The organism is Providencia sp. PROV109 (assembly GCF_033681625.1).
In the GTDB taxonomy this organism is placed as follows: Bacteria; Pseudomonadota; Gammaproteobacteria; order Enterobacterales; family Enterobacteriaceae; genus Providencia; species Providencia hangzhouensis.
In genome coordinates, this window is the sequence record NZ_CP096320.1 from 2,340,488 (window position 1) to 2,364,804 (window position 24,317).

The following is a 24,317-nucleotide window of genomic DNA, read 5'->3' on the forward strand; positions in this document are numbered from 1 at the left end:
TCAAAAAGGAGAATATAATGGCACTTATCCAACAGTCTTTACCCACCTCGATGACAGTTGTAGACATTATAGAACCTGGTGGACCAGAAAAGCTGCGATTAATTGATATACCGTTACCTAGAATTTCTGCAGGGTATTTGCTCGTTAAGGTGGAAGCTGCGGGGGTTAATCGCCCTGATATTTTTCAGCGTAAGGGGTCTTATCCGCCACCGGCAGATGCTTCACTGATTATGGGGCTTGAAATTGCAGGAACTATAGTTGCCAAGGCGGATGATGTAGAGGAATGGCAGCTCGGAGACAAAGTTTGTGGACTGGTTGCCGGGGGAGGTTATGCAGAATATTGTTTAGTGCATAAAAACATAGCCTTACCGTTAGGGAATTTATCTTTTATCGAGGGTGCAGCGATACCTGAAAACTTTTTCACTGTTTGGGCAAATGTTTTTCAAATAGGCAAACTTAAAAAAGACGAAACGGTACTTATTCACGGTGGAACATCGGGAATTGGTAGCGTGGCAATTATGTTAGCAAAAGCCTTTGGCGCAACAGTGATTACTACTGTTGGTTCAGAAGACAAAGTTCAAGTTGCAAAATCGTTAGGCGCAAATTGTGTTATTAACTACAGAAACGATGATTTTGTTGAAGCAACACTCAATTATACCTCTTCTCGAGGTGTTGATATGGTCGTAGATATTATCGGTGGTGATTATGTTGCGAAAAATTATCAAGTTGCTGCTAAATTTGGACGAATAATTCAAATTGGTATGATGAAAGGTAACCCTAAAGAGTTAAATATGATGCCTTTAATGGTAAAAAGATTAACTCATACGGGATCAACAATGCGTTCTCGAACTATTGAGGAAAAAGCAGTGATTGCCCAAGAACTAAAGAAACAAGTCTGGGGGTTGTTACAAAATGGTGAAATAAAACCTATTATTAACAAAATATATCACTTGTCTCAGGTGCGAAGTGCCCATGAATATATGGAATCAGGTGATCTTGTTGGGAAAATTGTTTTGCTAAACAGTTAATTGGATTTACTTTCTGCGGTTTTCACTATTTAACTTTAGTTCTTTAAGAGCAGTGAAAATCGCACCATCTATAACAAATTTTTTACATATTCAAGCTTTTTCAGCGTAAAAATCTCTTTACAGTTGAATAAATTTTGTTTTTTTGTGCTTGTCCACAAATCAGAATGAAATTCCTATTAGTTTATTAATAATTTAATAGAAATAGATTATATCTATAAATAAGTTGGCCATTAACGGTTTGTTTATCAATAATTAATGCTTAAATGATATTTTTAAATGTATATCATTAATATATTGATATCTTTTATATAAACACAGCCCGTTATGCACTTTCCAATGATATTAAGTTAAGTAACTTAAGTGCAATTAGCACCCGTTAATTGTAGTTTGAAGGTGTAGTAATGATAAATAATTTTAAAAATTCAAAAATAAATGTAGATGCATTATTTTTAGGTCCTAAATCTGAAAATGCTGTCTTTTTCAAAGAAATGATGGAGTATTCAGTTAGTGAACATATGCATTGGCGTTCCAGCTATCATCCTGAAGATCCTGATCTTATCTCTACTGTTGACCGTTATGCTCCCGAGTACCGAGATACGCTTTATCGTACTGAAGGCATTCTTAATCAACTCTCTTCAAAATTAAAAACAACATCGGTTCCATGGTTCTCCCCCCGTTATATGGGGCATATGAATGCAGATACACTGATGATTTCTAATTTGGCTTATGTCATGGCGATGATGTACAACCCCAATAATTGTGCACAAGAATCTTCACCAACGACAACAGTTTTAGAAATAGAAGCCGGGTTAGATTTATGTGCCATGTTTGGTTATGACGTACAACATGCTTGGGGACATATTACATCTGGTGGAACGGTTGCTAACTACGAAGGTTTATGGGTAGCTAGAAATATTAAAACGTTGCCGTTAGCGATTATGCAGCATCCAAAATCCCAATACTTGCTAAAGGATAAAACTGAAAAAGAGTTACTCAATCTCTCAGTTTCCGCGGTTCTAGATTTAATTGACGAGTTAAAGAAACAACAAATTTTTGAGGAAATTCGTGATTTAACCTGCCGTGGTGTTGGAATAGAACAAGGAAAACTCGGTAAGTTATTGGTACCGCAGTCTAAACACTATTCATGGATGAAAGCGATGGATATTCTTGGTTTAGGCCAACAGAATATTGTGCAATTACCCGTTGATGCAAGTTATCGAACAGATGTACGTAAAATGCGTGAAACGGTATTTACATTAATTGAGCAAGGGGAGCCAATTTTAGCGGTAGTTGCCGTTGTTGGTACCACAGAAACTGGCGCAATAGACAATGTCAGAGAAGTTATTGAGCTACGACGTGAATGCGAGCAACGTTTTGGGGTTTCTTTTTATGTGCATATCGATGCTGCTTACGCGGGATACGCTTGTGCGATGTTTCGCGATGAAGAAAACCAATTTATGGAGTATGAGAATTTACTCCAACGCTATCATAGTGAAGGGATTTTTCCTGAAAATATGTTGTGGCCAAAACGTGATGTTTATGAAAGCTTTAAAGCATTAAGCCAAGCGGACTCGATTACCGTTGACCCTCATAAGGTGGGGTTTATTCCTTATGCGGCAGGTGCAATCTGTATGAAAGATAAGCGGATTGTGGATTTAGTTTCTTACCATGCCGCTTATGTATTTGAAGAGGTTCAAGAAAAGCAGCGTAAAACAGAAAAAACACAAAATGTATTATTGGGCTCATCTATTATGGAAGGGTCAAAAGCGGGCGCAACCGCAGCAGCGGTATGGGCTGCACATCGCTTAGTTCCGTTAAATGTTTTAGGGTATGGAAAAGTGATTGCGGCTGGGGTCATCACTGCCAATTGGATGATTGATAAAATTAATCAATGTGAGCCTTTTATTATTGAGGAACGTCAATTTTCAATTATAGCGATGCCAACGCCCGATTTTCACATGATTAACTTTATGTTTCGTGAAATTGGCAACACCTCTTTAGAAAAACAAAATCAATTAAATAAACGGTTATATGAATTATGCTCTTATGCGGCAGGCCGGAGTTATTCTAATGATTTTCTCACCTCATCAACCTCGCTAACTTATGAAGAATATGGCGATAACCCATTGAATCTATGTCGAGATGCACAATTCTCTGATAGTGAATGGCATAAAGTACGGTCGATTTATGTGCTACGGGCGGCAGTCATGACACATTGCCTGCGTGATAGGGCACATTTTGAAACCTATTGGGCAGAGTTAAAAAATATTTTTGAAGACAAATTACAACAACTCATTAATGAAGAAAATAAGTTAAATCACTCTAATTATAAAATTAATATTTAATTGATTGTTAGGATCTCAATATGAAAAATCGCACACTTGGTAGTGTATTTATTGTTGCAGGTACTACGATTGGCGCAGGTATGTTAGCCATGCCTATCGCTGCCGCGGGTAATGGTTTCTTAGTGAGCCTCGCTATGTTATTAGTGTTGTGGGCATTGATGTGCTACACGGCGTTACTTTTGGTCGAAGTTTATCAACATGAATCTCACGAAACTGGGATCGGTAGTGTTGCACAACGGTACTTAGGCTCTAGTGGCAAATTTATTACGGGTTTTAGTATGATGTTCCTGATGTATGCATTGACAGCAGCTTATGTCAGTGGAGCAGGGGAAATCATTACATCAAATTTGAAAAGTAGTTTTGCTATTGAAATGGCAGATTGGATGGGAATTGTTGTATTTACCGTCATTGGTGGGGGAGTTGTATGTTTCGGGACTTCATCCGTAGATTTTATCAACCGTATTTTATTTGCTGCAAAAATTGTTTTCTTAGTCATTATATTGGCATTAATGATGCCGCATGTTGAGCAACAAAATTTATTAGCTGCCCCAACTGAAAAAGTACTTATTTTATCTGCTATACCGGTGTTTTTTACCTCCTTTGGTTTTCATGGTAGCGTCCCAAGTATCGTTAAATACATGGGGGGAGATGTCAAAAAATTGCGGGTTATTTTTATTATCGGAAGTGCTATCCCGTTGATTGCTTATATTTTATGGCAAATCGCAACATTAGGGAGTATTGGTACAACCACATTTGTTGGTATTTTGGCGGAAAACGCAGGGCTTAATGGATTATTAGATGCAATTAAAGATGTGGCTCAATCAGGAAAAACAGAGTTAATTGCACAAATGTTTATGAGTTTGGCGCTTGCGACATCTTTCCTTGGTGTTGCTTTGGGGTTATTTGACTTTCTAGCGGATTTATTTAAACGTCAAGATAATGCGTCAGGGCGTCTACAAACAGGTTTGCTCACCTTTGGACCACCACTAGTTTTTGCTTTATTTTATCCTAAAGGGTTTGTGATGGCGTTAGGGTATGCCGCAATCGCACTTTCAATACTGGCTTTATTATTACCTAGTGCTATGGCATTTAAATCAAGAACATTAAACCAACGGAAATATCAAGTGTTAGGCGGTGGATTAGGTCTTTCATTAGTATTTATTTGTGGAATTATAGTCATTGGTGTTCAGTTAGGGATTGTTTTCAACATATTACCTAATATTGGGTAATTGTACTTCGCTTCTATAGCCAGCCAACATACCGACGGCTGGCTTTATCACTTCAAAAATAGGTTAATTTCATATCTATTGCCAACTTTACTCAGTTAGACAATTTACCGCACATTTTTTACTGTTGTGTCGACATTTAGTCGGTATAATCCATATAAGAATGATTATCATTAGCACGTTATGCATAAAAATAGATATATCTAAAGCTGGCATTTTCTGTAAAAGTAACTATCATATTAGATATATCGGTTTTTATATAAATAACCACTGAGAATTTTAATGGCAAATGAACAACAACTCGAGCCGTGTTTGTGCAACGGTAAAAGTGTCAGTCGTATGTTTAACCCTAAACAGTTAAGGATTTATATCCTACATTTACTGACAGGGGGAATTAATTACGGTTATGAGCTAATAAAAAAAATTGCAGAAGAAACGGCAGGTTTTTATTGCCCAAGCCCAGGTGTGATATATCCAACTTTGACGTTATTAGAGGAGTTAGGGTTTATTTCGGCGGGTAAAGATAATGGAAAAGGGCGTAAGTGTTATGTCATAACGCCAGAAGGTCGCTGTTTTTTATTACTCAAAGCTGAAATATTGGCAGAAGTTCAACTAAAATTAAAATATGCTCAGGAATTAAAAGCAGGTAATCAATTCGCTAATGAAATTGAATGCGCTGTAGATAAATTTAAGTCATTGTTGAGACACCAAATCGTGATACAACAGTTGACGAAAGAAGAGACAACAAGAGTCGTTGAGATCATTAACCGAGCAGTGGAACGTATTGAGCAAGTCAATGCAGTGTTAGTGGCAGAGGGAAAATCAAATGGCTAAAACGAATGATATTATACAAGCAAAAGAGCGTTTATATATGAAAGAGACAAGCAAAATACCACAGAGCAACGCCCCGGTTTCATCTGAAAATGAACCGTCTGTGAAGACGAATAAAGACGTTAAATTTAAAGAGGTTGTATGCCCTAATGTGCCAACTTCATATTTTAAGCGAGCAAAGAAACAAAAAATAAAATAACCAATTAGATAGTTTACAAAATCTTTATTCACTTAAAAGACATAAAGAATAAACCTTATTTATTTTCTTATTGATGAACAACGCGACTCAGTCTTCTATTATTCCATCAATAAGGTAAATTTTAGGATGCATATAATTATTTTGTAAACTTTAGCTATGATCCTATATCAATATATAACTTCATAAAAAATCCCCTGATCACTTAACGTAACCAGGGGTATCGGTTACAAGCCCAATTTAGCGTGTATTTGGGCTATTTCGTTGATCCACTGCTGCTGTAATTGCGGTTTTTGGTGGTTTAATTTGCGTTTTTGATCCGCAAGTAGCTTTTGCTCCAATATCAGCAATGTTTCTAATAACTCATCTTCATGAGTAACTTCCTTACTGAGAATTTCAATCGTTGATTTAGAAGGGGCATTTTCCCCAAGCGTAGACGTTAACACTTGCTGGGATTGCTTCTCGATTTTATGATAAATATCATCAGCATTAAGGTATTCCTCTAGCCGATTATCATCGATAAACCAGAAGCGTTGGCAGCTATTTTCAATGAGCCATTTATCATGGCTTACAACCAATAATGCCCCAGAAAATAAGCTAATTTGCTCACAAAGTGCTTCCTTGCCTTCTAGATCAAGGTGATTGGTAGGTTCGTCCAATAAAATCAACTCATACTGAGCTAAACTTAAACCAATAAACAATAATCTAGCGCGTTCACCACCGCTCAGTGTTGCCACTTTCTGTTGGTGACGATTATAGGCAAACCCCGCTCCAATCAATGCCATTTTTCGTTGTTCATCGGTTAAAGGTGAAAAATGACGTAGTGCATCTAATAGGCTATCATTATCATTTAACTGCTCTAATTGTTGGTCATAATAACCAGCACGAATTGCTGGATGAAACTTCAATTGTGAGCTATAGCGTAAATTTTGTTGATAATGTTGCCAAAGTAGACGTAATAGTGTTGATTTACCACAGCCATTGGCTCCCATGATAGCGATACGATCACCACTTTTCACTTGATGAAATGCCGTTTTAAATAACTGATTTCCATTCGGTGTTGAAACAACGGTGTTTTCCAACTCTAAAACTCTATCTGCAGGAATAGCTTTGCCATTTAAAGCAAGCTTCCATTGATAGCCTTCAGTTAATTCGGTTTGGGCATCTTTAAGACGGTCAATATGTTTTTCCATCTGTTTGGCTTTGCGTGATAAGGCTTCATTGTCATACACATGCCCCCAAATCGCTAAACGCTTGGCACTTGATGCAATACGGTCAATTTCTTTTTGCTCTGCTTGATTACGGCGTGCATCAGTGATGTCTTTTTCACTTAATGCTTGCCGTGCTGCACTGCAAGGTAACCGATAAAAATGTAATGATTTATCTCGTAAAATCCAAGTACAGTTACTGACTTTATCTAATAACGATTGGTCATGGGAAACTAGCACAAAACTCCCTTTCCATGACTGTAAGAAATTACCTAACCAAATCAGTGTGGGCAAATCTAAATGATTACTAGGTTCATCGAGTAACAGTAAATCGGGTTGTTCAATTAAAGCACGCCCCAGCAGCAAACGTGTATGTTGTCCTCCACTGATGGCATTCGCTTTTTGTTCCCATTGTTCAGGTGTAAAACCTAATTCTGATAACAAAACTTCAGCCCGCCAGCGCTCAGTGACTTTATCTTGTTCAGGGAGTTTTTGAACAAGCGCATCAATCAGAGTCAAACAAGCGATTTCATCGGGTAAATGTTGTTCAATATAAGCAGTAACACAATGATTTGCATAGGTAATACTGCCACTATTAGGAAACAGTTGTTGGGTTATTAGCTTCAATAATGTACTTTTTCCACTCCCGTTATGGCCAATTAAACCAATGCGGTCACCTTGTTGGATGGTAAAAGAAATATCGCTTAATAAGGTAGAGGTTGAAGTATCGTAATTTAATGATTTTACAGTTAATAAAGTGCTCATAGCTTACTCAAATTTTAGGCGAAAAAACGCCAGGGTATAGTCGTAACGACAACCCAGTAAGCTGAGGGAAGATTTTCTTTAGTGGCTTCGCTCAGGCAGGGTTATCGCAGTATAAAACTGTGAAAGCCTGAGCTCTGGCGATTACCAAAGAAGTGTGAATATTCAATAAGATCACACAACAACATAAATTAGCCTCCTTAATATTCATTTAGTTAATCGATGAGAGAATTATAGCTAATATGTTATTTAACCAACAAGGTCCGAAAATGCGCTCTCTGATTATTATAGGAAAAAGCATATACAGGTATAAATGTTACTTATATCATGCGCGAAGAAATGAATAATATTGCTGTGAATTGGGTTCTTGCTATGTAGCGTTTAAAATCATGATTCAAAAAACAAGAGAGCCCCAAATGAACGTAGAAATAAAACCCGCAACATGTGATGACGCTGCTTTGATATTAGATATGATCATTGAATTGGCAGATTATGAAAAAGCACGTCACGAAGTTAAAGCCACGGTAGCTGATATTGAAAATTCCTTATTTGGAGCGAATTCAAGCACAGAAGCCTTAATCTGTTATGTGGATGGCCAGCCAGCAGGGTATGCCGTATTTTTTACGAGTTATTCAACATGGTTAGGGAATAATGGTATTTATTTAGAAGATTTGTATGTCTCCCCAGATTTTCGTGGCGCGGGTGCAGGAAAGAAGTTACTCAAGCATATTGCAGTGTTAGCCGTAGAACGAAAGTGCCAACGGCTGGAATGGAGTGTTTTAGATTGGAACCAGCCAGCAATTGATTTTTATAAAAGTATTGGTGCAGAACCACAAGATGAATGGGTTCGTTACCGAATGGATGAAAAAGTGATTGCTGCATTCGCAAGCTAATATTTATTCATATTCAAACATCGTTGAATAAAGCCAGTAAATTAAGTTACTGGCTTTATTTTTTTATTTTGAATTAAATATGTACAATTAATGCCTTATCCTGATTTTTGTGAGTTTATTCTGTTTTTTTGTGACATAAGGCAACTAAACTTAAACCAAATGTTGATAAAATGCCATTAAATTAAATAGATAGCCAATTTAATGGTAGTGCTAACACTTACTTGGCCAAGTTTTAAATAAAAATAATATTTTTAGTTTTAAGGGTATTTATTTCGTATAGAGACAGTTATGTCATTTTATTAATAATCACCAGGTTAATAATCAAAATAATTGTTGTTCCTTGTTTTCTCATTTAATGGAAAGGGATGGTATGAAAATAAATAAACAAAAAGTATCTTTTTACATCATTTTAATATTAATTATTGTTGCGGGTGGTTTCTATTACTGGAATGTTAATTCAGGTGGTCTACCCGCTGGATTCTCTCAAAGTAACGGCCGTATAGAAGCAACAGAAATTGATATTGCCACTAAGACAGCAGGACGTATTGAAACGATTAATGTAAAAGAAGGGGATTTTGTTAAAGAAGGGCAAGAACTTGCTCGTATGGATACGCGAGCACTCCAAGAGCAACTCCATGAAGTACAGGCACAATTACGCCAAGCCATCAGTGCAGTGACCACTGCCGAGTCTGCTTTAGCGCAACGTAAAAGCGAAAAAGTTGCAGCCCAAGCTGTTGTTCGTCAACGTGAAGCGGAGTTAGACGCAGCGCAAAAACGGTTAAATCGTTCTAGAGCTTTGGTGAGAACCAACGCCGTATCTCAGCAACAAGTCGATGATGATACAGCACAGATGCAAGGCTCTCGTGCAGCACTGGAAGCATCAAAAGCTCAAGTTGCCGCCGCGACATCAGCCATTGATTCTGCAAGCGCTGGTATAGTCCAAGCGAAAAACCGTGTTGATGCAGCGACAGCAACGGAACGCCGTATTATTGCGGACTTAGATGACAGTATTCTAAAAGCGCCAAGAAACGGGCGTATTCAATATCGTGTCGCTGAGCCTGGAGAGGTACTTGGCGCTGGCGGGCGAGTCTTGAACATGGTCGATTTAAGTGATGTGTATATGACATTTTTCTTACCGACTGAAGATGCAGGTAAAGTTGCCTTAGGCAGTGATGTTCATATTATACTCGACGCTGCACCAAATATCGTGATCCCAGCCAAAACCACTTTTGTGGCGAGTGTTGCTCAATTCACACCGAAAACCGTAGAAACACAAAATGAACGCCTAAAATTAATGTTCAGAGTGCGTGCACGAATTTCGCCTGAATTATTAGAGCAACATCTAGAATATGTGAAAACAGGGCTGCCCGGAAAAGCTTATGTACGTTTAGACCCTAATGAATCTTGGCCTGCTGAATTAGAGGTGAGATTACCACAATGACCAATAAACTGATGGGTGATGTGATTATCGATATACAACATGTCAGCCAACATTATGGTGACAATTGTGCGTTGGATGACATTGTACTTTCCATCCCAGCAAGAAAAATGGTTGGGTTGATTGGCCCTGATGGTGTAGGAAAATCAAGCCTGATCTCCCTGATTGCAGGGGCAAGAGTGATTCAACAAGGCCAAATAACGGTACTTGATGGTGATATGAGTGATATTGAGCATCGTAGAGCTGTTTGCCCTCGCATCGCCTACATGCCGCAAGGTTTAGGGAAGAACCTCTACCATACGTTATCTGTTTATGAAAACGTCGACTTTTTTGGCCGCTTATTTGGCCAATCAAAAGCTGAGCGTGAATATCGGATTCAGGATTTGCTTGAAAGTACAGGGCTTGCGCCATTTAAAGACCGTCCAGCAGGCAAGTTATCAGGAGGGATGAAACAAAAGCTTGGGTTATGCTGTGCGCTAATTCATGATCCCGATTTATTAATTTTGGATGAACCTACTACAGGGGTTGACCCGTTATCTCGTGCGCAATTTTGGGATTTAATTGACCGCATTCGTTTGCGACAAACCAATATGAGCGTTTTGGTCGCAACGGCTTATATGGAAGAGGCCGAACGCTTTGATTGGTTAGTGGCAATGGATGATGGCAAGGTGCTCGCTACAGGTCATGCATCTGAATTAAAAGCCCAAACTCAATGTGATGATCTTGAAGCTGCGTTTATTGAATTACTACCTGAAGAAAAACGCAGCGGCCACAAAAAAGTCGTGATCCCTCCACGTGATACCACAGAAGACAATATTATTGCTATTGAAGCCCAAGACCTAACTATGCGTTTTGGTAACTTCGTCGCTGTTGACCATGTGAATTTTAAGATCCCAAAAGGGGAGATTTTTGGTTTCTTAGGGTCTAATGGCTGTGGTAAATCAACCACTATGAAAATGTTGACGGGTTTATTACAAGCCAGTGAAGGGCAAGCATGGCTATTTGGTCAAGAAATAGATCCGAAAGATATCGAAACACGCAAGCGTGTCGGCTACATGTCGCAAGCATTTTCACTATATAGTGAATTGAGTGTTGAGCAAAATCTCGTACTTCACGCCAAGCTTTTTCATATAGCTGAGGACAAAATTCCCCAGCGAGTGGACGAAATGTGCCAGCGTTTTGAACTTGATGATGTGCGAGACGTAATGCCTGACGATTTACCTTTGGGGATCCGGCAAAGGTTATCTTTAGCTGTCGCAGTTATTCATGAACCTGAAATGTTAATCCTCGATGAGCCAACTTCGGGAGTAGACCCCGTTGCCAGAGATATGTTCTGGAATTTGATGGTCGATCTATCAAGACGTGACGGTGTCACAATTTTTATTTCTACGCACTTTATGAATGAAGCAGAGCGCTGTGACCGTATTTCACTCATGCATGCAGGTAAAGTCTTAGATTGTGATACCCCTGCTAACCTGACCAAAAAAAGAGGCCTTGGCACGCTTGAAGAAACCTTTATTGCTTATTTACAGGATGCTGTGGGGGATGCAGGACAAGGGCAAGAAACTGCCCCTGAGTTCCATGTTGACCCTGAACTGAAAGAACAAGCGACCGAAGCGTTAAAAAAACGTTTTAGTTTACGCCGGTTATTCAGTTATTCCATTCGAGAAGGGATGGAATTACGTCGTGACCCAGTGCGTTCAACACTCGCGTTATTAGGGACTGTAATTCTTATGTTTATTATGGGTTACGGTATTAGTATGGATGTCGAAAATTTACGTTTTTCCGTACTAGATCGCGACCAAACGGGGTTAAGTCAAGGATATACGCTGAACTTAGCAGGTTCACGTTACTTTATCGAACAACCACCAATCAAGGATTATGATGATTTAGAGGCTGGTATGCGTAGCGGTAAGATTACCGTTGCGATTGAAATTCCGCCTAACTTCGCAAGGGACGTTGCACGCGGCAATAACGTTAAAATTGGCGTGTGGATTGATGGTGCGATGCCAAACCGCGCTGAAACTGTGCGTGGCTATGTGCAAGCGATGCACTTAGCATGGCTAAGTACGATGGCTGCTCGCCAACCCGTTGGCGTTGCTGGTATGCCAGCTATCGACATTGAAACCCGATATCGTTATAACCCAGATGTTCGTAGTTTACCGGCGATTGTTCCCGCAGTTATTCCATTATTATTAATGATGATCCCCGCAATGCTTAGCGCGTTGAGTGTTGTTCGGGAAAAAGAGCTTGGTTCGATTATCAATCTTTATGTCACTCCGATCACCAAATTAGAGTTTTTACTTGGAAAGCAGGTCCCTTATATTTTATTAGGCATGTTTAACTTTGTATTACTTTGCATACTGTCCGTCTATATATTTGGTGTTGAATTTAAAGGTAGTTTTCTGACGTTAACCTTGGCCGCATTTTTGTATATCAGTATTGCAACAGGAATGGGGTTATTAATTTCATGCTTTATGAAAAGCCAAATTGCAGCAATTTTTGGTACTTCTATCATCACTCTGATACCAGCAACACAATTTTCAGGAATGATTGACCCAGTTTCATCATTGGAAGGTATTGGCCGCTGGGTTGGGATGGTTTATCCAACATCACACTTTTTAACTATCACGCGAGGAACCTTCTCTAAGGGACTAAATTTATTCGATTTACAGTCATCGTTTATCCCATTACTGATCACTGTTCCATTGGTTATTGGGCTCAGTGTTTTATTCCTGAAAAAGCAGGAGGCATAGCGATGATACGTAAAATTCAGAATATTTTTAACCTAGGAGTCAAAGAGTTACGCAGTTTAGGCCGCGATAAAGCGATGCTAGCCTTGATTGTCTTTGCTTTTACGGTATCGATTTATTCGTCGGCAACGGTGACTCCCGGCTCTTTACATAATGCGCCCATTGCGATTGCTGACCAAGATAAGTCACAGTTATCAAATCGGATAATCAATAGCTTTTATGCGCCTTATTTTTTACCACCCGCGGATATCACACCAGATCAAATTGATGGTTTGTTAAATCGTGGTTCATATACTTTTGCGCTAGATATTCCGCCTAATTTTCAACGTGATGTGCTTGCAGGACGGCATCCTGAAATTCAGGTAAATATTGATGCAACAAGGATGAGCCAAGCCTTCTTAGGAAATAGTTATATTCAAAATATTACCTTAGGGGAAGTGAATGAATTTTTAGCAAAATACCGTAGTAATGCAAGTTTACCTGTTGATTTGGAAGTGAGGATGCGCTTTAACCCTAACTTGACACAGTCATGGTTTGGTTCTGTTATGGCAATCATTAATAATATTACGATGTTATCGATTGTTTTAACGGGCGCTGCACTAATCCGCGAACGGGAACACGGTACAGTCGAACATTTGATGGTCATGCCACTAACGCCATTTGAAATTATGATGTCGAAAATATGGTCAATGGGGCTGGTGGTATTGATTGCATCTGGTGTTTCCTTAATTTTGGTTGTAAAAACATTGCTACAAGTACCAATCGAAGGCTCTATCTTATTGTTTATGTGTGGGGTGGCCTTGAGTTTATTTGCGACAACGTCGATTGGTATTTTTATGGGGACGATTGCACGCTCCATGCCTCAGTTTGGTTTGTTGATGATCTTAGTGTTATTGCCATTAAATATGCTTTCTGGCGGAATGACAGCGCGAGAAAGTATGCCTCAGCTTGTTCAAGACATTATGCTAACCATGCCGACAACGCACTTTGTTAGCCTTGCTCAAGCGATTTTATATCGCGGAGCTGGCTTCCAAATTGTTTGGCCTCAATTTGCGGTTCTTGTTGTTATTGGTGCTGTATTCTTTTCTCTCGCACTCATTCGTTTTCGCAAAACGATTGCCACCATGGCATAACCTACTGTACATAAAATATCCATTAATGCATAAAACGCTTGCTGAATTTTTCAGTAAGCGTTCTAATGCTTCACCTATTAATTATTGGTGCATGATTAGGTTGTACCTATCAAATCAATAGTGGGTAATGATTGGATTAAGCTGCTGTAAAACAGTAACTTAATAGGTAACCAAACAGGAGAACATCATATGTCATTAATTAATACTCAAATCAAACCATTTACTAACCAAGCATTTAAAGATGGCCAATTTATCGAAGTTTCTGAAAAAGATGTTGCAGGTAAATGGAGCGTTTTCTTCTTCTATCCAGCTGACTTTACCTTTGTTTGCCCAACTGAACTGGGTGACATTGCTGACCATTATGAAGAATTCCAAAAATTAGGTGTTGAAATTTTCTCTGTTTCTACTGACACACATTTTACCCATAAAGCATGGCATGCAAGTTCAGAAACTATCGGTAAAATCAAATATGCCATGATCGGTGACCCAACTGGCGCATTAACACGTAACTTTGAAAATATGCGTGAAAATGAAGGCTTAGCAGACCGCGGCACTTTCGTTGTTGACCCACAAGGTATCATTCAGGCAATCGAAATTACTGCTGAAGGTATCGGTCGTGATGCAGCTGACCTGTTACGTAAAGTTAAAGCAGCACAATATGTTGCAAGCCACCCAGGTGAAGTTTGCCCAGCTAAATGGAAAGAAGGTGATGCAACACTGTCTCCATCTTTGGACTTAGTCGGCAAAATCTAATTAATCTAACTCAATTGATTAATACTGAATAATTCAGGTTGCAGGTGTTTAGGCCTGCAACTTGGATCACGACGGGTATATGTACCCGATTTTATGATAAAAATTAAAGGGGATTACATGCTCGACAATAATTTACAGGCACAGTTGAAAGCCTACTTAGAACGTTTAACTAAACCCGTTGAATTAGTTGCTAATATAGATGACAGCGAAAAATCAAATGAAATCAAGCAGCTGTTAGAACAAATTGCATCTCTGTCAGATAAAGTCACTGTACGTGAAGAGCGCAATAGCGCACTAAGAACACCGTCTTTTTTAATTACTAACCCAGGTACAGATAGTGGTTTGCGTTTTGCAGGCTCACCTTTGGGGCATGAATTTACCTCTCTTGTGCTGGCATTATTGCAAATCGGTGGTCATCCATCTAAAGAAGCGCAAGAGTTATTAGAGCAGGTTAAAGGCCTTGAAGGCGAATTCCACTTTGAGACTTATTACTCTTTATCTTGCCATAACTGCCCAGATGTTGTTCAGGCGTTGAACTTAATGGCAGTTTTAAATCCAAATATTAGCCATACGGCTATTGATGGTGCACTTTTCCAAAATGAGATTGATGAACGTAATGTGATGGGCGTTCCTGCGGTTTTCCTGAATGGAAAAGAGTTTGGCCAAGGGCGTATGACGTTAAGTGAAATTGTTAGCAAAGTTGATACCAACGCAGATGCGCGTGCAGCGAAATCACTCACAGAGCGTGAGCCTTTTGAAGTCCTTGTTATTGGTAGTGGCCCAGCAGGGGCTTCAGCGGCAATCTATACCGCACGTAAAGGGATCCGTACTGGCGTAATTGGCGAGCGTTTTGGTGGCCAAGTTATGGATACGGTTGATATTGAAAACTATATTTCAGTTATCAAAACGGAAGGCGCTATTTTTGCAGGTGCATTGAAGAACCACGTGGACAGCTATGATGTTGATGTCATTGATGGCCAATCAGTTGCAAAACTGATCCCTGCGGCAGAAGAAGGTGGATTACACCAAATCGAAACTGCATCGGGTGGGATCTTAAAATCACGCAGTATTATTATTTCAACAGGTGCTCGCTGGAGAAATATGGGTGTTCCGGGGGAACAAGAATATCGTACTAAGGGTGTAACATTCTGCCCACACTGTGATGGTCCGTTATTTAAAGGTAAACGTGTTGCCGTTATTGGTGGTGGTAACTCGGGTATTGAAGCGGCTATTGACTTAGCCGGTGTCGTTGAGCATGTGACCGTTCTGGAGTTTGCTCCGGAACTGAAAGCAGATTCTGTATTACAGCAAAAAGCACGTAGCCTAAAGAATGTTGATATTATCGTCAATGCGCAAACCTTAGAAGTAAAAGGCGATGGCAGTAAAATGACGGGTCTTGAATATAAAGACCGCACTGATGATAGCGTACATTTATTAGAAGTGGCGGGAGCATTCGTGCAAATCGGTTTATTGCCTAATACCAATTGGTTAGGCGACACAGTCGCTAGAAACCGTATGGGGGAAATCGAGATTGATGCACGTAACGAAACCAGTATTAAAGGTATTTTTGCTGCCGGTGACTGTACAACGGTACCATACAAACAAATTATTATTTCAGCTGGAGAAGGGGCAAAAGCCGCACTTAGCGCATTTGACTACCTGATCCGCACAAGTACCAGAACCGCTGAATAGGTGTAATTTACTTTATATTCAGTGAGTTGTAGTCAAAAGGCACTCGGGGGCGAGTGCCTTTTTTTTGTGCATAATACTGTGCCACCTTTTATTATTGTAGTTAATTTTAGTTAGTAACTTAGACTGTATGACCTAAGTGTTTTCTAAATGCACTAAATAAATTTATTTCACTAACCAATGTTTAAGTCTTCGAGTCGAATATTCATCCCCTCTAGGAAATTGTCCATATAATACACTTAACATTATGAATTATAATGAAAAATAATATTTCTTGGTTCTTTGTCACATAATTAAAATAAGTGAAATAGATGATCATGAAAATCGTTCATGTTCGAAATGAAATTAAGTCGCTTTCACTCAATCAACAGCTCTGGCATAAATTAGCTAACGAGGAAAATTAACTTATCTACAACATAAAGATTGATGAATGGGCAACTAAAACTTCTAAAAAATCAAGAAGTCAATTGAGTTTCCATCTTGGAATTTAGGGTGTGACGAGACGATGAACAAAAATTTTACATTTACGATTAAAAGTAGTCTTTTTGATGAAAATTATAATCCTTCTAAAAATACACGTATTACAACTAACTTTGCTAATTTAGCCAGAGGGGAAAATCGCCAAGAAAATTTGCGTAACACGCTTGTCATGATGAACAACCGTTTCAATACATTAGCCTATTGGGATAACCCTAAAAGCGACCGTTATTCAATCGAGTTGGAAATTATTTCTGTCGAGATGAGTGTTGAGGAAAATAGTAATAGGTTCCCTGTGATTGAAATATTAAAAACTAATATTATTGATCATAAAACAGGTGAACGAACTGAGGGTATTGTCGGAAATAACTTTTCATCTTATGTGCGTGATTATGATTTTAGTGTTTTATTGTTAGACCACAATAAGGACCAAGCAAGTTTTAGTATTCCAGAAAACTTTGGTGACTTGCATGGGAATATCTTTAAATATTTTGTGAATTCTAGCGAATATAAAGCGCATTTTAGTAAGGCGCCAGTAATATGTTTAAGCGTCTCCAATAAAGACATTTATCACCGAACTGGGAATCAACATCCTATATTGGGTATTGAATATCAGCAAAATGGGGCTTCATTAACGGATCAATATTTTAAAAAGATGGGATTACAGGTTCGTTATTTCATGCCTCAAAATAGTGTTGCACCGCTGGCATTTTATTTTACGGGAGATCTGCTGAGTGATTACAGCAATATTGAATTAATTAGTACGATTAGCACGATGGAAACATTCCAGAAGATTTATCGCCCAGAGATTTACAATGCGAACTCCGTTGCGGGACCACGCTATCAACCGAGTTTGACGAACCAAGATTATTCATTAACAAAAATTGTTTATGACCGCGAAGAACGTAGCCGATTGGCTATTGAGCAAGGGAAATATACGGAAGAACACTTTATTGAACCCTATAAGCATATTCTAGAGCAATGGTCTGCTAACTACGCGCTTTGATTAATTATAAAAATTTAAGGTCAATTATTATGAAAACATTATTACCAACATCTACCGCGGGCAGCTTACCAAAACCTTCTTGGCTTGCTGAACCTGAGACGCTTTGGTCTCCTTGGAAGCTGCAAAATGAAGAACTCATCGAGGGAAAACAAGACGCATTGCGCTTATCCCTTGAAGATCAACTACGTGCTGGGATTGATATTGTTAGCGATGGCGAGCAAACACGCCAGCATTTTGTGACGACATTTATTGAACACCTCAGTGGTGTTGATTTTGCAAAGCGTGAAGTGGTTAAAATTCGTGATCGTTATGATGCGAGCGTGCCGACGGTAGTTGGAGCGGTTGAACGCCAAAAACCTGTTTTTGTGGAAGATGCTAAATTTTTACGTAAGCTAACAAAACAGCCGATTAAATGGGCGCTTCCTGGGCCGATGACGATGATTGATACACTGTATGATAACCATTATAAAAGTCGTGAAAAACTGGCATGGGAGTTCGCTAAAATATTGAATCAAGAAGCAAAAGAGCTTGAAGCCGCGGGCGTTGATATTATTCAGTTTGATGAGCCAGCTTTTAATGTGTTTTTTGATGAAGTAAACGATTGGGGGGTGGCTGCGTTAGAAAGAGCCATTGAAGGGCTGAAATGCGAAACAGCAGTTCACATCTGTTATGGATACGGCATCAAAGCTAATACTGACTGGAAAAAGACACTAGGTTCTGAGTGGCGGCAATATGAAGAGGCTTTCCCAAAATTGCAAACCTCAAATATTGATATTATCTCCTTAGAATGCCATAACTCCCATGTTCCTATGGATTTAATTGAGCTTATTCGCGGTAAAAAAGTGATGGTGGGGGCGATTGATGTGGCTAGCAATATCATCGAAACACCAGAAGAAGTCGCCAATACGTTACGTAAAGCGTTGCAATTTGTGGATGCTGATAAACTTTATCCATCAACAAACTGTGGTATGGCACCATTATCTCGACGGGTCGCAACGGGTAAACTTAATGCATTAAGTGCAGGGGCTGAGATTATCCGTACAGAATTGTTGAATAAGTAATCTAAGTAAAAACTAACTAATAAATTAGCCCGGAGTTGATGACATGCCCTATAAAGTTGGCGATGTCATCATATCTGGGGTTTTTTGTTGTTTTGAGTTTCTTTTTTTGCTCTGAATTGAGGTATATTAGGCGTATTATCTCAAAATTACTATTTTTAATAGGAATATCGGCAATGGCTTTGATCCCTAAAAACTATGCGCGATTAGAAAGTGGCTATCGTGAAAAAGCACTTAAAATTTACCCATGGGTTTGTGGACGCTGTACTCGTGAGTTTGTGTATTCAAATTTACGTGAATTAACTGTGCATCATATCGACCATGATCATACCAATAACCCTGAAGATGGCAGCAATTGGGAACTATTGTGTTTATTTTGCCATGATCATGAGCATTCGAAGTACACAGAAGCTGAAATGTATGGCACTAATGTCGTGGCAGGGGAAGATGCACAAAATGATATTGAAGCAGCAACTTATAACCCGTTTGCTGACTTGAAATCGATGCTAAATAAGAAAAAATAATCGCGATAACCCACGCAATTCCAGTACAGGTAGGCAAAGTAAAGTCTCTAATAGAAGAGGCTTTACTATAATAACTGGCTATTACAGCAAATTTGTTTAATGGCGATGCAATGCTTATTGATTGATAAAGATTAAGGCATCATGTTAAGCCACTCTTATATACGTTGAGTGGCTTAGTCAAATATCAATATCGCTAATTAATGAATGTCATCATGGCTGCGATAAATTAATGATAATTCAGGGTGATGCCATAAACTTGCAGGAGTAACAGTTTTACGTTCCCATGGAATTTGCCCAATAAACCATAACTTCCAAAAATTTAATTTTGCATTCGGGTTTTTAGTTAATAATTCCTTGAAGGTTTCTAATTCCCCTATTTGAACTGATAACGCAGATTGATAAATATCGAAAACAAACTTTGAACAAAACTGCCTAGAAGACTCATAATTAAATCCCGTGTGATAAAACTTATTTAAACGAGCAGGGACTTCGGCGACTAATGCGGATTTTTGTTCACTTGTTAATGTATGGGAAAATCGGCGTACACTGTAACGATTGTCAGACGAACGGGCAATAAACCGCGATAAGGTCGTGGTTGTTGAAAGGGGAACGCGACTTTCTGCAATTAAATAATCTTCACCATTGTGACCTACAATCATGCCAACATGATTACTCCAACATAAAGATGCCGAGGCTATTTGGCGAAATAGCTCAGTCCCAATACTGGTAAAGACAACATCGCCAACTTCGTACTCATGGGGATAATTTATTTTTGTCATAAAAGTACCTCAATATAAACAATGCTATTAAGGTATAGTTATAAAGATTAGAAGAATTCGCGCTATCGGATAAACGCTGAAAATCATTTTTGTTTAACTAGGGTATATATTACTCAATTGTTCACTGAGTAATTTTATATTGTTAATTATCTCATTTTCACAATGAGCAGCATAGCCAAATAGAATTGCATTTTGGTGAGTACTTTGAATACAGTAGCGCGATAACGGTTGTGCGCCAAAGCCCAACAGACGGCATTGGTTAAGGATCACGTTAATATCATAACCGTCTTTCACCCAACAAACAGTATGAATGCCTGAATCCGTCATCTGTACATTAAATAGGTGAGGGAGATAGTGATTGATGGCATTGATAAAAGTATTTTGCCTCTCGTAACATATCTTCCGTATTTTTCTGACATGGCGTGCATAGTGGCCTTCTTGGATAAACTGAGCTAAAGCGGCCTGTTCTAAATAACCACAGTGGCTATCACTATAATATTTCATCATGGTGAACGCCTCACTCAGAATTTCTGGCACTATTAAAAAACCTAAACGAAAGCCGGGGTACATCATTTTAGAAAATGTCCCTGCATAAATAACACGTTGATGATTATCTAAGCCTTGCAATGCTTGAATTGGCTTTGATAAAAAGCGAAATTCACTATTGTAGTCATCCTCAAAAATCCATGCGTTATTTTGTTGCGCCCAATCCAATAATGCTAAACGCCGAGGTAAGCTGAGAGTTGTGCCCAGAGGGAACTGGTGAGAAGGCGTGGTATAAATTAATTTTGCTGTTTTATGGTGTTTCGCACCATATATAATATCCATTCCTTCTTTGTCTGATGGAATAGCGTCAATATCAGCACCAGCAGCGGTTAAAATAGCTCTCGCACTATCATAGCCAGGGTCATCTAACCATACTTTATCCCCTTGCTGTAATAAGACTTTTGCAGCTAAATTAATGGCTTGCTGTGTTCCATTAACAATAATAATTTGCTGCTGTTTACAATGAACTCCCCGAGTCGAACGGACGTAATCTACCAATAAGTCTTTTAGTGGTGTATACCCATCAGGGTGATTAAAATGCGTAATAATTTGTTTGGACTTACGCCAAACTCGACCTAATAATCTTCCCCATAATTCATGCGGGAATTGGTCCACACAACCAATACCGATATTAAACATTTGGTGTTTGTTGGTATTTGGACGTGATTTTTCCCATAAATTCGATAAAGTGGAAACTCTAGGATTCAGATTTAATGCAGGATATCCAGATTGGTCACCCTGTTTAGTGCTACTTATGGCACCAATTAACTCATCAGGAATATGGGGGGAAACATAAGTCCCTGAGCCTTTTTGGGAATAAAGGTATCCTTCATCAATTAGTCGTTCAAACCCAGCAATTACCGAATTTCGTGAGATCGCCATCATTTCTGCTAATGCTCTAGAGGAAGGAAGTTTAATTCCAGCAGCAATACGTCCATCTAAGATGGCATTACGTATTGTGTGATAAACATTTTCTTTAATGTAACCTTTTTCAAGTAATAGTAATGGGAACTGGGCATGCTGTTGGCGTCGCATAAAGTGGATCCTAAATAAATAACAAAAGTGTCTCTTATACAGAGCCAGATTGCTAGGTACTATAGCGCCATTATGTAATATGTCTACAAATGGAAGGGTTATTATGAATAAAACAGCATTACCAGTTACAGTGGAATTTGTTGCGCCAGAACATTACCCAGAGTGGTTAGTGTATTGGTTAGAGTATCAGAAATTTTATCAGGTAGATTTAAGTGAAGAAATTACCTTAAAAGCATGGGAGCGCTTTTTTGATGAGAGTGAGCCGATGTACTGTGCTGTTGCGTTGGAAAATGGAAAAGTTGTTGGTTTTGTGAATTATTTATTTCACCGCTCAACATGGGCTGAAAATGATTTTTGTTACCTTGAAGATTTATATGTGACGCCAGAAATGAGAGGACGTCATGTAGGAAAACAATTAATTGAATTTGTACACGAACAAGCGCAAGAGAAACAATGTGGCCGTCTATATTGGCATACACAAGAAACCAATTTGCGAGGCCAAAAATTGTATAACTGGGTGGCAGAAAAGCCTGGGGTAATTGAATACAGAATGCCTTTATAATAAAGCTCAGTAGTATATTCTATATTTTGATAAAATAATGACGGGCCCGCTGTTTAATAACAACGGGTTTTTCATTTTATCAGAAAATAAGCAAAAATTAGAGAGTTAATTGGCTAGATGACTTCTAACAGAGTTATGGTCAAATCTGGTGTACGAGCATCAGGCGGTTTTCCTGTCTGACTGCTCCATTACTTGTTCGCCGTCTTGGAATTTAACGTTATTGACCACGAGGGTTAGCAGTTGAAATCCTTTCAGGCGGTTCCAGCGCTTCTGCGCTGATTGCAGCAATTTATAAACCATTGCTAGGGTTGTGTTTCTTGAACCGCAGTTGCGGGTTTTGCTGGTTCTTAAACGTACTGTAGCGAAGGCAGATTCAATTGGGTTGGTGGTGCGTATACTCACCCAATGTTCTGCTGGAAAATCGTAGAAAGCCAACATGCTCTCACGGTCTTTAGCTAAGCATTCCATTGCGCGTGGGTACTTAGCAGTAAACCTTTCCAGCGCTATATCAAAGGCTTTATGAGCCTTCTCACGCGTCTCTGCCATCCAGATATCATGCAGTGCTTCTTTTACTTTGGGTTGCACTGCCTTGGGCAGTTTGTTGAGCACATTGGCCGTCTTATGCACCCAGCAACGTTGCTGTTTGGTCTGCGGGTATACTTTGCTCAGAGCCTTCCAGAAGCCCAGAGCGCCGTCAGCTGTTGCCAGCTTTGGGCAGGTCGTAAGCCCACGCGCAACCAGGCCATTCAGCAGCTCAAGCCAGCTGGCTTCGGACTCGCGATAGCCTTCTTCAACAGCAATCAGTTCCTTGCGGCCATGCTCTGTCACGCCCATCACCACCAGCAAGCACAAACGGTCATCGAGGCGGACGTTGCTGTAAATACCGTCAACCCAAAGGTACGCGTAGCGCTTGTCACTCAAATCGCGCTGTCGCCACTCTCGGTGCTCATCAATCCAGCGTTCCTTGAGCCTGGAAATGGTGTTAGCTGACAGACCTTTGGCATTCTCACCCAGCAAGGCTGCAAGGGCTTCTTGGTAGTCTCCAGTGGAAATACCTTTGAGATACAGCCACGGTAATAACTCTTCAACGCTGCGGGCACGCTTGAGGTATGGCGGTAGCAGTGCGCTGGTAAAACGAATACCAGAGCCGCTACGATCACGCACTTTTGGCACCTTGATATCAACATCGCCAATGCCCGTTTGGATGCTGCGCTCAGGCAAATAGCCGTTACGCACCACAGCTTTGCGGCCATCGGGTAAACGCAGTTCTTCATGAGCTTGCAGCAGTTGCTGCAGCTCTACTTCAACTGCTTGCGCAATGAGCTGACGAGCACCATTACGCAATAAAGCAGTTAGCACATCAGTGCCAGTTTCATCTGGTTGTGAAAGAACATTCAGGGTAATATTTGTCATGGCGTATCGCTCTACTGTTAATTATTTCTTGGAGGAAACAATCAACAGGATACGCCACCCTCTTTTCCCCTCATACACCACAAATGACTATAGCTCCTTCTAACATCCATTAATGCGAAACCGAGAAGGTTTAACCCTTTCCATGTTAATGGGTTTTCAATATTTTCACTATCTTCGGCAAGGCCTATTCCCCAAATTTTATCGACGGGGCTAGCTTCAACTAGAACACGTTCGTTTGTGGAGAGTAAAAACTGTTTTAATTCTTCATGTTGAGAGAATTTTGCCATATTAGCGCTGACAACAATAGCAAAACGGTTTTCATCCCAAACATCTTGCTTAAACCCACGAACTTCACGACCAAATGCTTTAGCCGCTCCGGGATTTGGTGCATGAATGATTTTATCCAATGTTTCTAAATCACCAAATAAGCGTGCTTTTTCGGCCATCATGAAATGTTCTGCACTGGCAAAGCGGTGGTTATTAACAATAAATGGGGAAGGGTACCATTGGCTGAAGCAGCTTTTTGTAATTTGATTTTGTTTGGTTTGGTGGCCCCAGAAGAAAACATATTTAAATTTTTTCCCTGAGCGGTATTGTTTGCAGAGGCTTTTGATATCCATAAATTAATCTTTATTAAGAGCGAATATTCTTAGCGTATCGAT

General features: G+C 39.5%; 20 protein-coding genes. 15 read left to right on the forward strand and 5 right to left on the reverse strand.

Annotated elements, in window-relative coordinates; translation table 11 throughout:
• Nucleotides 1-17 precede the first annotated feature (17 nt).
• From M1F25_RS10810 to M1F25_RS10830, 5 genes are all read left to right on the forward strand, one after another.
• The gene (locus M1F25_RS10810) at nucleotides 18-1,028 is read left to right on the forward strand and encodes an NAD(P)H-quinone oxidoreductase (RefSeq protein WP_181487850.1); all 1,011 of its coding nucleotides are present in this window, start codon (nucleotides 18-20) and stop codon (nucleotides 1,026-1,028) included.
• Between the two features lie 404 nt (nucleotides 1,029-1,432).
• On the forward strand, nucleotides 1,433-3,373 hold the full coding sequence (locus M1F25_RS10815) for a pyridoxal phosphate-dependent decarboxylase family protein (protein ID WP_112307149.1): 1,941 nt from the start codon (nucleotides 1,433-1,435) through the stop codon (nucleotides 3,371-3,373).
• 80 nt (nucleotides 3,374-3,453) lie between these two features.
• The gene (gene tyrP / locus M1F25_RS10820; protein ID WP_310889348.1) at nucleotides 3,454-4,602 is read left to right on the forward strand and encodes a tyrosine transporter TyrP; all 1,149 of its coding nucleotides are present in this window, start codon (nucleotides 3,454-3,456) and stop codon (nucleotides 4,600-4,602) included.
• A 279-nt stretch (nucleotides 4,603-4,881) separates the two neighbouring features.
• Complete coding sequence (locus tag M1F25_RS10825) at nucleotides 4,882-5,433, forward strand: PadR family transcriptional regulator (RefSeq protein ID WP_004254808.1); 552 nt, start codon at nucleotides 4,882-4,884, stop codon at nucleotides 5,431-5,433.
• Nucleotides 5,426-5,629, forward strand: coding sequence for a hypothetical protein (locus tag M1F25_RS10830; protein ID WP_004254804.1), 204 nt, complete (start codon nucleotides 5,426-5,428; stop codon nucleotides 5,627-5,629). Before M1F25_RS10825 ends, M1F25_RS10830 begins: the two co-directional genes overlap by 8 nt.
• A 224-nt stretch (nucleotides 5,630-5,853) precedes the next feature.
• Here the strand turns inward: M1F25_RS10830 and M1F25_RS10835 are convergent, their stop codons facing one another.
• The gene (locus M1F25_RS10835; RefSeq protein WP_181487852.1) at nucleotides 5,854-7,599 is read right to left on the reverse strand and encodes an ABC-F family ATP-binding cassette domain-containing protein; all 1,746 of its coding nucleotides are present in this window, start codon (nucleotides 7,597-7,599) and stop codon (nucleotides 5,854-5,856) included.
• A gap of 413 nt (nucleotides 7,600-8,012) precedes the next feature.
• Between M1F25_RS10835 and M1F25_RS10840 the strand changes: the two genes are divergently transcribed.
• The 9 genes from M1F25_RS10840 to yajD all read left to right on the forward strand — a co-directional run bounded on the left by M1F25_RS10840 (nucleotide 8,013) and on the right by yajD (nucleotide 19,320).
• Nucleotides 8,013-8,489, forward strand: a complete 477-nt coding sequence (locus M1F25_RS10840) for a GNAT family N-acetyltransferase (protein ID WP_036957770.1) — start codon at nucleotides 8,013-8,015, stop codon at nucleotides 8,487-8,489.
• 370 nt (nucleotides 8,490-8,859) lie between these two features.
• Entirely contained in the window at nucleotides 8,860-9,930 is a 1,071-nt protein-coding gene (locus M1F25_RS10845) for an HlyD family secretion protein (protein ID WP_094960609.1), read from the forward strand.
• Entirely contained in the window at nucleotides 9,927-12,683 is a 2,757-nt protein-coding gene (rbbA, locus tag M1F25_RS10850) for a ribosome-associated ATPase/putative transporter RbbA (RefSeq protein ID WP_181487854.1), read from the forward strand. The genes M1F25_RS10845 and rbbA overlap by 4 nt, the downstream gene beginning before the upstream one ends.
• A gap of 5 nt (nucleotides 12,684-12,688) precedes the next feature.
• A complete protein-coding gene (locus tag M1F25_RS10855) occupies nucleotides 12,689-13,813 on the forward strand; it encodes an ABC transporter permease (RefSeq protein WP_164456325.1) in 1,125 nt (374 codons plus the stop codon).
• Nucleotides 13,814-14,002: 189 nt separating this feature from the next.
• Nucleotides 14,003-14,566, forward strand: coding sequence for an alkyl hydroperoxide reductase subunit C (gene ahpC / locus M1F25_RS10860; protein WP_004254784.1), 564 nt, complete (start codon nucleotides 14,003-14,005; stop codon nucleotides 14,564-14,566).
• Nucleotides 14,567-14,683: 117 nt separating this feature from the next.
• Entirely contained in the window at nucleotides 14,684-16,258 is a 1,575-nt protein-coding gene (gene ahpF / locus M1F25_RS10865; protein WP_096863713.1) for an alkyl hydroperoxide reductase subunit F, read from the forward strand.
• Nucleotides 16,259-16,760: 502 nt separating this feature from the next.
• A complete protein-coding gene (locus M1F25_RS10870; RefSeq protein WP_181487856.1) occupies nucleotides 16,761-17,738 on the forward strand; it encodes a DUF1852 domain-containing protein in 978 nt (325 codons plus the stop codon).
• A 29-nt stretch (nucleotides 17,739-17,767) separates the two neighbouring features.
• The gene (locus M1F25_RS10875) at nucleotides 17,768-18,799 is read left to right on the forward strand and encodes a methionine synthase (protein ID WP_096863716.1); all 1,032 of its coding nucleotides are present in this window, start codon (nucleotides 17,768-17,770) and stop codon (nucleotides 18,797-18,799) included.
• A 173-nt stretch (nucleotides 18,800-18,972) separates the two neighbouring features.
• A complete protein-coding gene (gene yajD / locus M1F25_RS10880) occupies nucleotides 18,973-19,320 on the forward strand; it encodes an HNH nuclease YajD (protein WP_004254555.1) in 348 nt (115 codons plus the stop codon).
• A 197-nt stretch (nucleotides 19,321-19,517) separates the two neighbouring features.
• Here yajD and M1F25_RS10885 read toward each other — a convergent pair whose 3' ends face one another.
• The gene (locus M1F25_RS10885; RefSeq protein ID WP_004254550.1) at nucleotides 19,518-20,099 is read right to left on the reverse strand and encodes a YebB family permuted papain-like enzyme; all 582 of its coding nucleotides are present in this window, start codon (nucleotides 20,097-20,099) and stop codon (nucleotides 19,518-19,520) included.
• A gap of 93 nt (nucleotides 20,100-20,192) precedes the next feature.
• Complete coding sequence (locus M1F25_RS10890; RefSeq protein ID WP_094960605.1) at nucleotides 20,193-21,680, reverse strand: PLP-dependent aminotransferase family protein; 1,488 nt, start codon at nucleotides 21,678-21,680, stop codon at nucleotides 20,193-20,195.
• Nucleotides 21,681-21,783: 103 nt separating this feature from the next.
• Between M1F25_RS10890 and M1F25_RS10895 the strand changes: the two genes are divergently transcribed.
• A complete protein-coding gene (locus tag M1F25_RS10895; RefSeq protein ID WP_181487858.1) occupies nucleotides 21,784-22,242 on the forward strand; it encodes a GNAT family N-acetyltransferase in 459 nt (152 codons plus the stop codon).
• Between the two features lie 159 nt (nucleotides 22,243-22,401).
• Here M1F25_RS10895 and M1F25_RS10900 read toward each other — a convergent pair whose 3' ends face one another.
• The gene (locus M1F25_RS10900) at nucleotides 22,402-23,655 is read right to left on the reverse strand and encodes an IS256 family transposase (protein ID WP_135536280.1); all 1,254 of its coding nucleotides are present in this window, start codon (nucleotides 23,653-23,655) and stop codon (nucleotides 22,402-22,404) included.
• Nucleotides 23,656-23,696: 41 nt separating this feature from the next.
• Nucleotides 23,697-24,275, reverse strand: a complete 579-nt coding sequence (locus M1F25_RS10905) for an NADAR family protein (RefSeq protein ID WP_318836600.1) — start codon at nucleotides 24,273-24,275, stop codon at nucleotides 23,697-23,699.
• Between the last annotated feature and the right edge of the window lie 42 nt (nucleotides 24,276-24,317).

What these genes read in the sequence shown, in the direction of transcription:
- M1F25_RS10830 (WP_004254804.1), top strand. Translation starts at nt 5,426, where the DNA reads ATGGCTAAAACGAATGATATTATACAAGCAAAAGAGCGTTTATATATG.
- M1F25_RS10870 (WP_181487856.1), top strand. Translation starts at nt 16,761, where the DNA reads ATGAACAAAAATTTTACATTTACGATTAAAAGTAGTCTTTTTGATGAA.
- M1F25_RS10840 (WP_036957770.1), top strand. Translation starts at nt 8,013, where the DNA reads ATGAACGTAGAAATAAAACCCGCAACATGTGATGACGCTGCTTTGATA.
- ahpC (WP_004254784.1), top strand. Translation starts at nt 14,003, where the DNA reads ATGTCATTAATTAATACTCAAATCAAACCATTTACTAACCAAGCATTT.
- yajD (WP_004254555.1), top strand. Translation starts at nt 18,973, where the DNA reads ATGGCTTTGATCCCTAAAAACTATGCGCGATTAGAAAGTGGCTATCGT.
- M1F25_RS10905 (WP_318836600.1), bottom strand. Translation starts at nt 24,275, where the DNA reads ATGGATATCAAAAGCCTCTGCAAACAATACCGCTCAGGGAAAAAATTT.
- M1F25_RS10835 (WP_181487852.1), bottom strand. Translation starts at nt 7,599, where the DNA reads ATGAGCACTTTATTAACTGTAAAATCATTAAATTACGATACTTCAACC.
- ahpF (WP_096863713.1), top strand. Translation starts at nt 14,684, where the DNA reads ATGCTCGACAATAATTTACAGGCACAGTTGAAAGCCTACTTAGAACGT.
- tyrP (WP_310889348.1), top strand. Translation starts at nt 3,454, where the DNA reads ATGTTAGCCATGCCTATCGCTGCCGCGGGTAATGGTTTCTTAGTGAGC.
- M1F25_RS10845 (WP_094960609.1), top strand. Translation starts at nt 8,860, where the DNA reads ATGAAAATAAATAAACAAAAAGTATCTTTTTACATCATTTTAATATTA.
- rbbA (WP_181487854.1), top strand. Translation starts at nt 9,927, where the DNA reads ATGACCAATAAACTGATGGGTGATGTGATTATCGATATACAACATGTC.
- M1F25_RS10890 (WP_094960605.1), bottom strand. Translation starts at nt 21,680, where the DNA reads ATGCGACGCCAACAGCATGCCCAGTTCCCATTACTATTACTTGAAAAA.
- M1F25_RS10810 (WP_181487850.1), top strand. Translation starts at nt 18, where the DNA reads ATGGCACTTATCCAACAGTCTTTACCCACCTCGATGACAGTTGTAGAC.
- M1F25_RS10875 (WP_096863716.1), top strand. Translation starts at nt 17,768, where the DNA reads ATGAAAACATTATTACCAACATCTACCGCGGGCAGCTTACCAAAACCT.
- M1F25_RS10825 (WP_004254808.1), top strand. Translation starts at nt 4,882, where the DNA reads ATGGCAAATGAACAACAACTCGAGCCGTGTTTGTGCAACGGTAAAAGT.
- M1F25_RS10895 (WP_181487858.1), top strand. Translation starts at nt 21,784, where the DNA reads ATGAATAAAACAGCATTACCAGTTACAGTGGAATTTGTTGCGCCAGAA.
- M1F25_RS10900 (WP_135536280.1), bottom strand. Translation starts at nt 23,655, where the DNA reads ATGACAAATATTACCCTGAATGTTCTTTCACAACCAGATGAAACTGGC.
- M1F25_RS10885 (WP_004254550.1), bottom strand. Translation starts at nt 20,099, where the DNA reads ATGACAAAAATAAATTATCCCCATGAGTACGAAGTTGGCGATGTTGTC.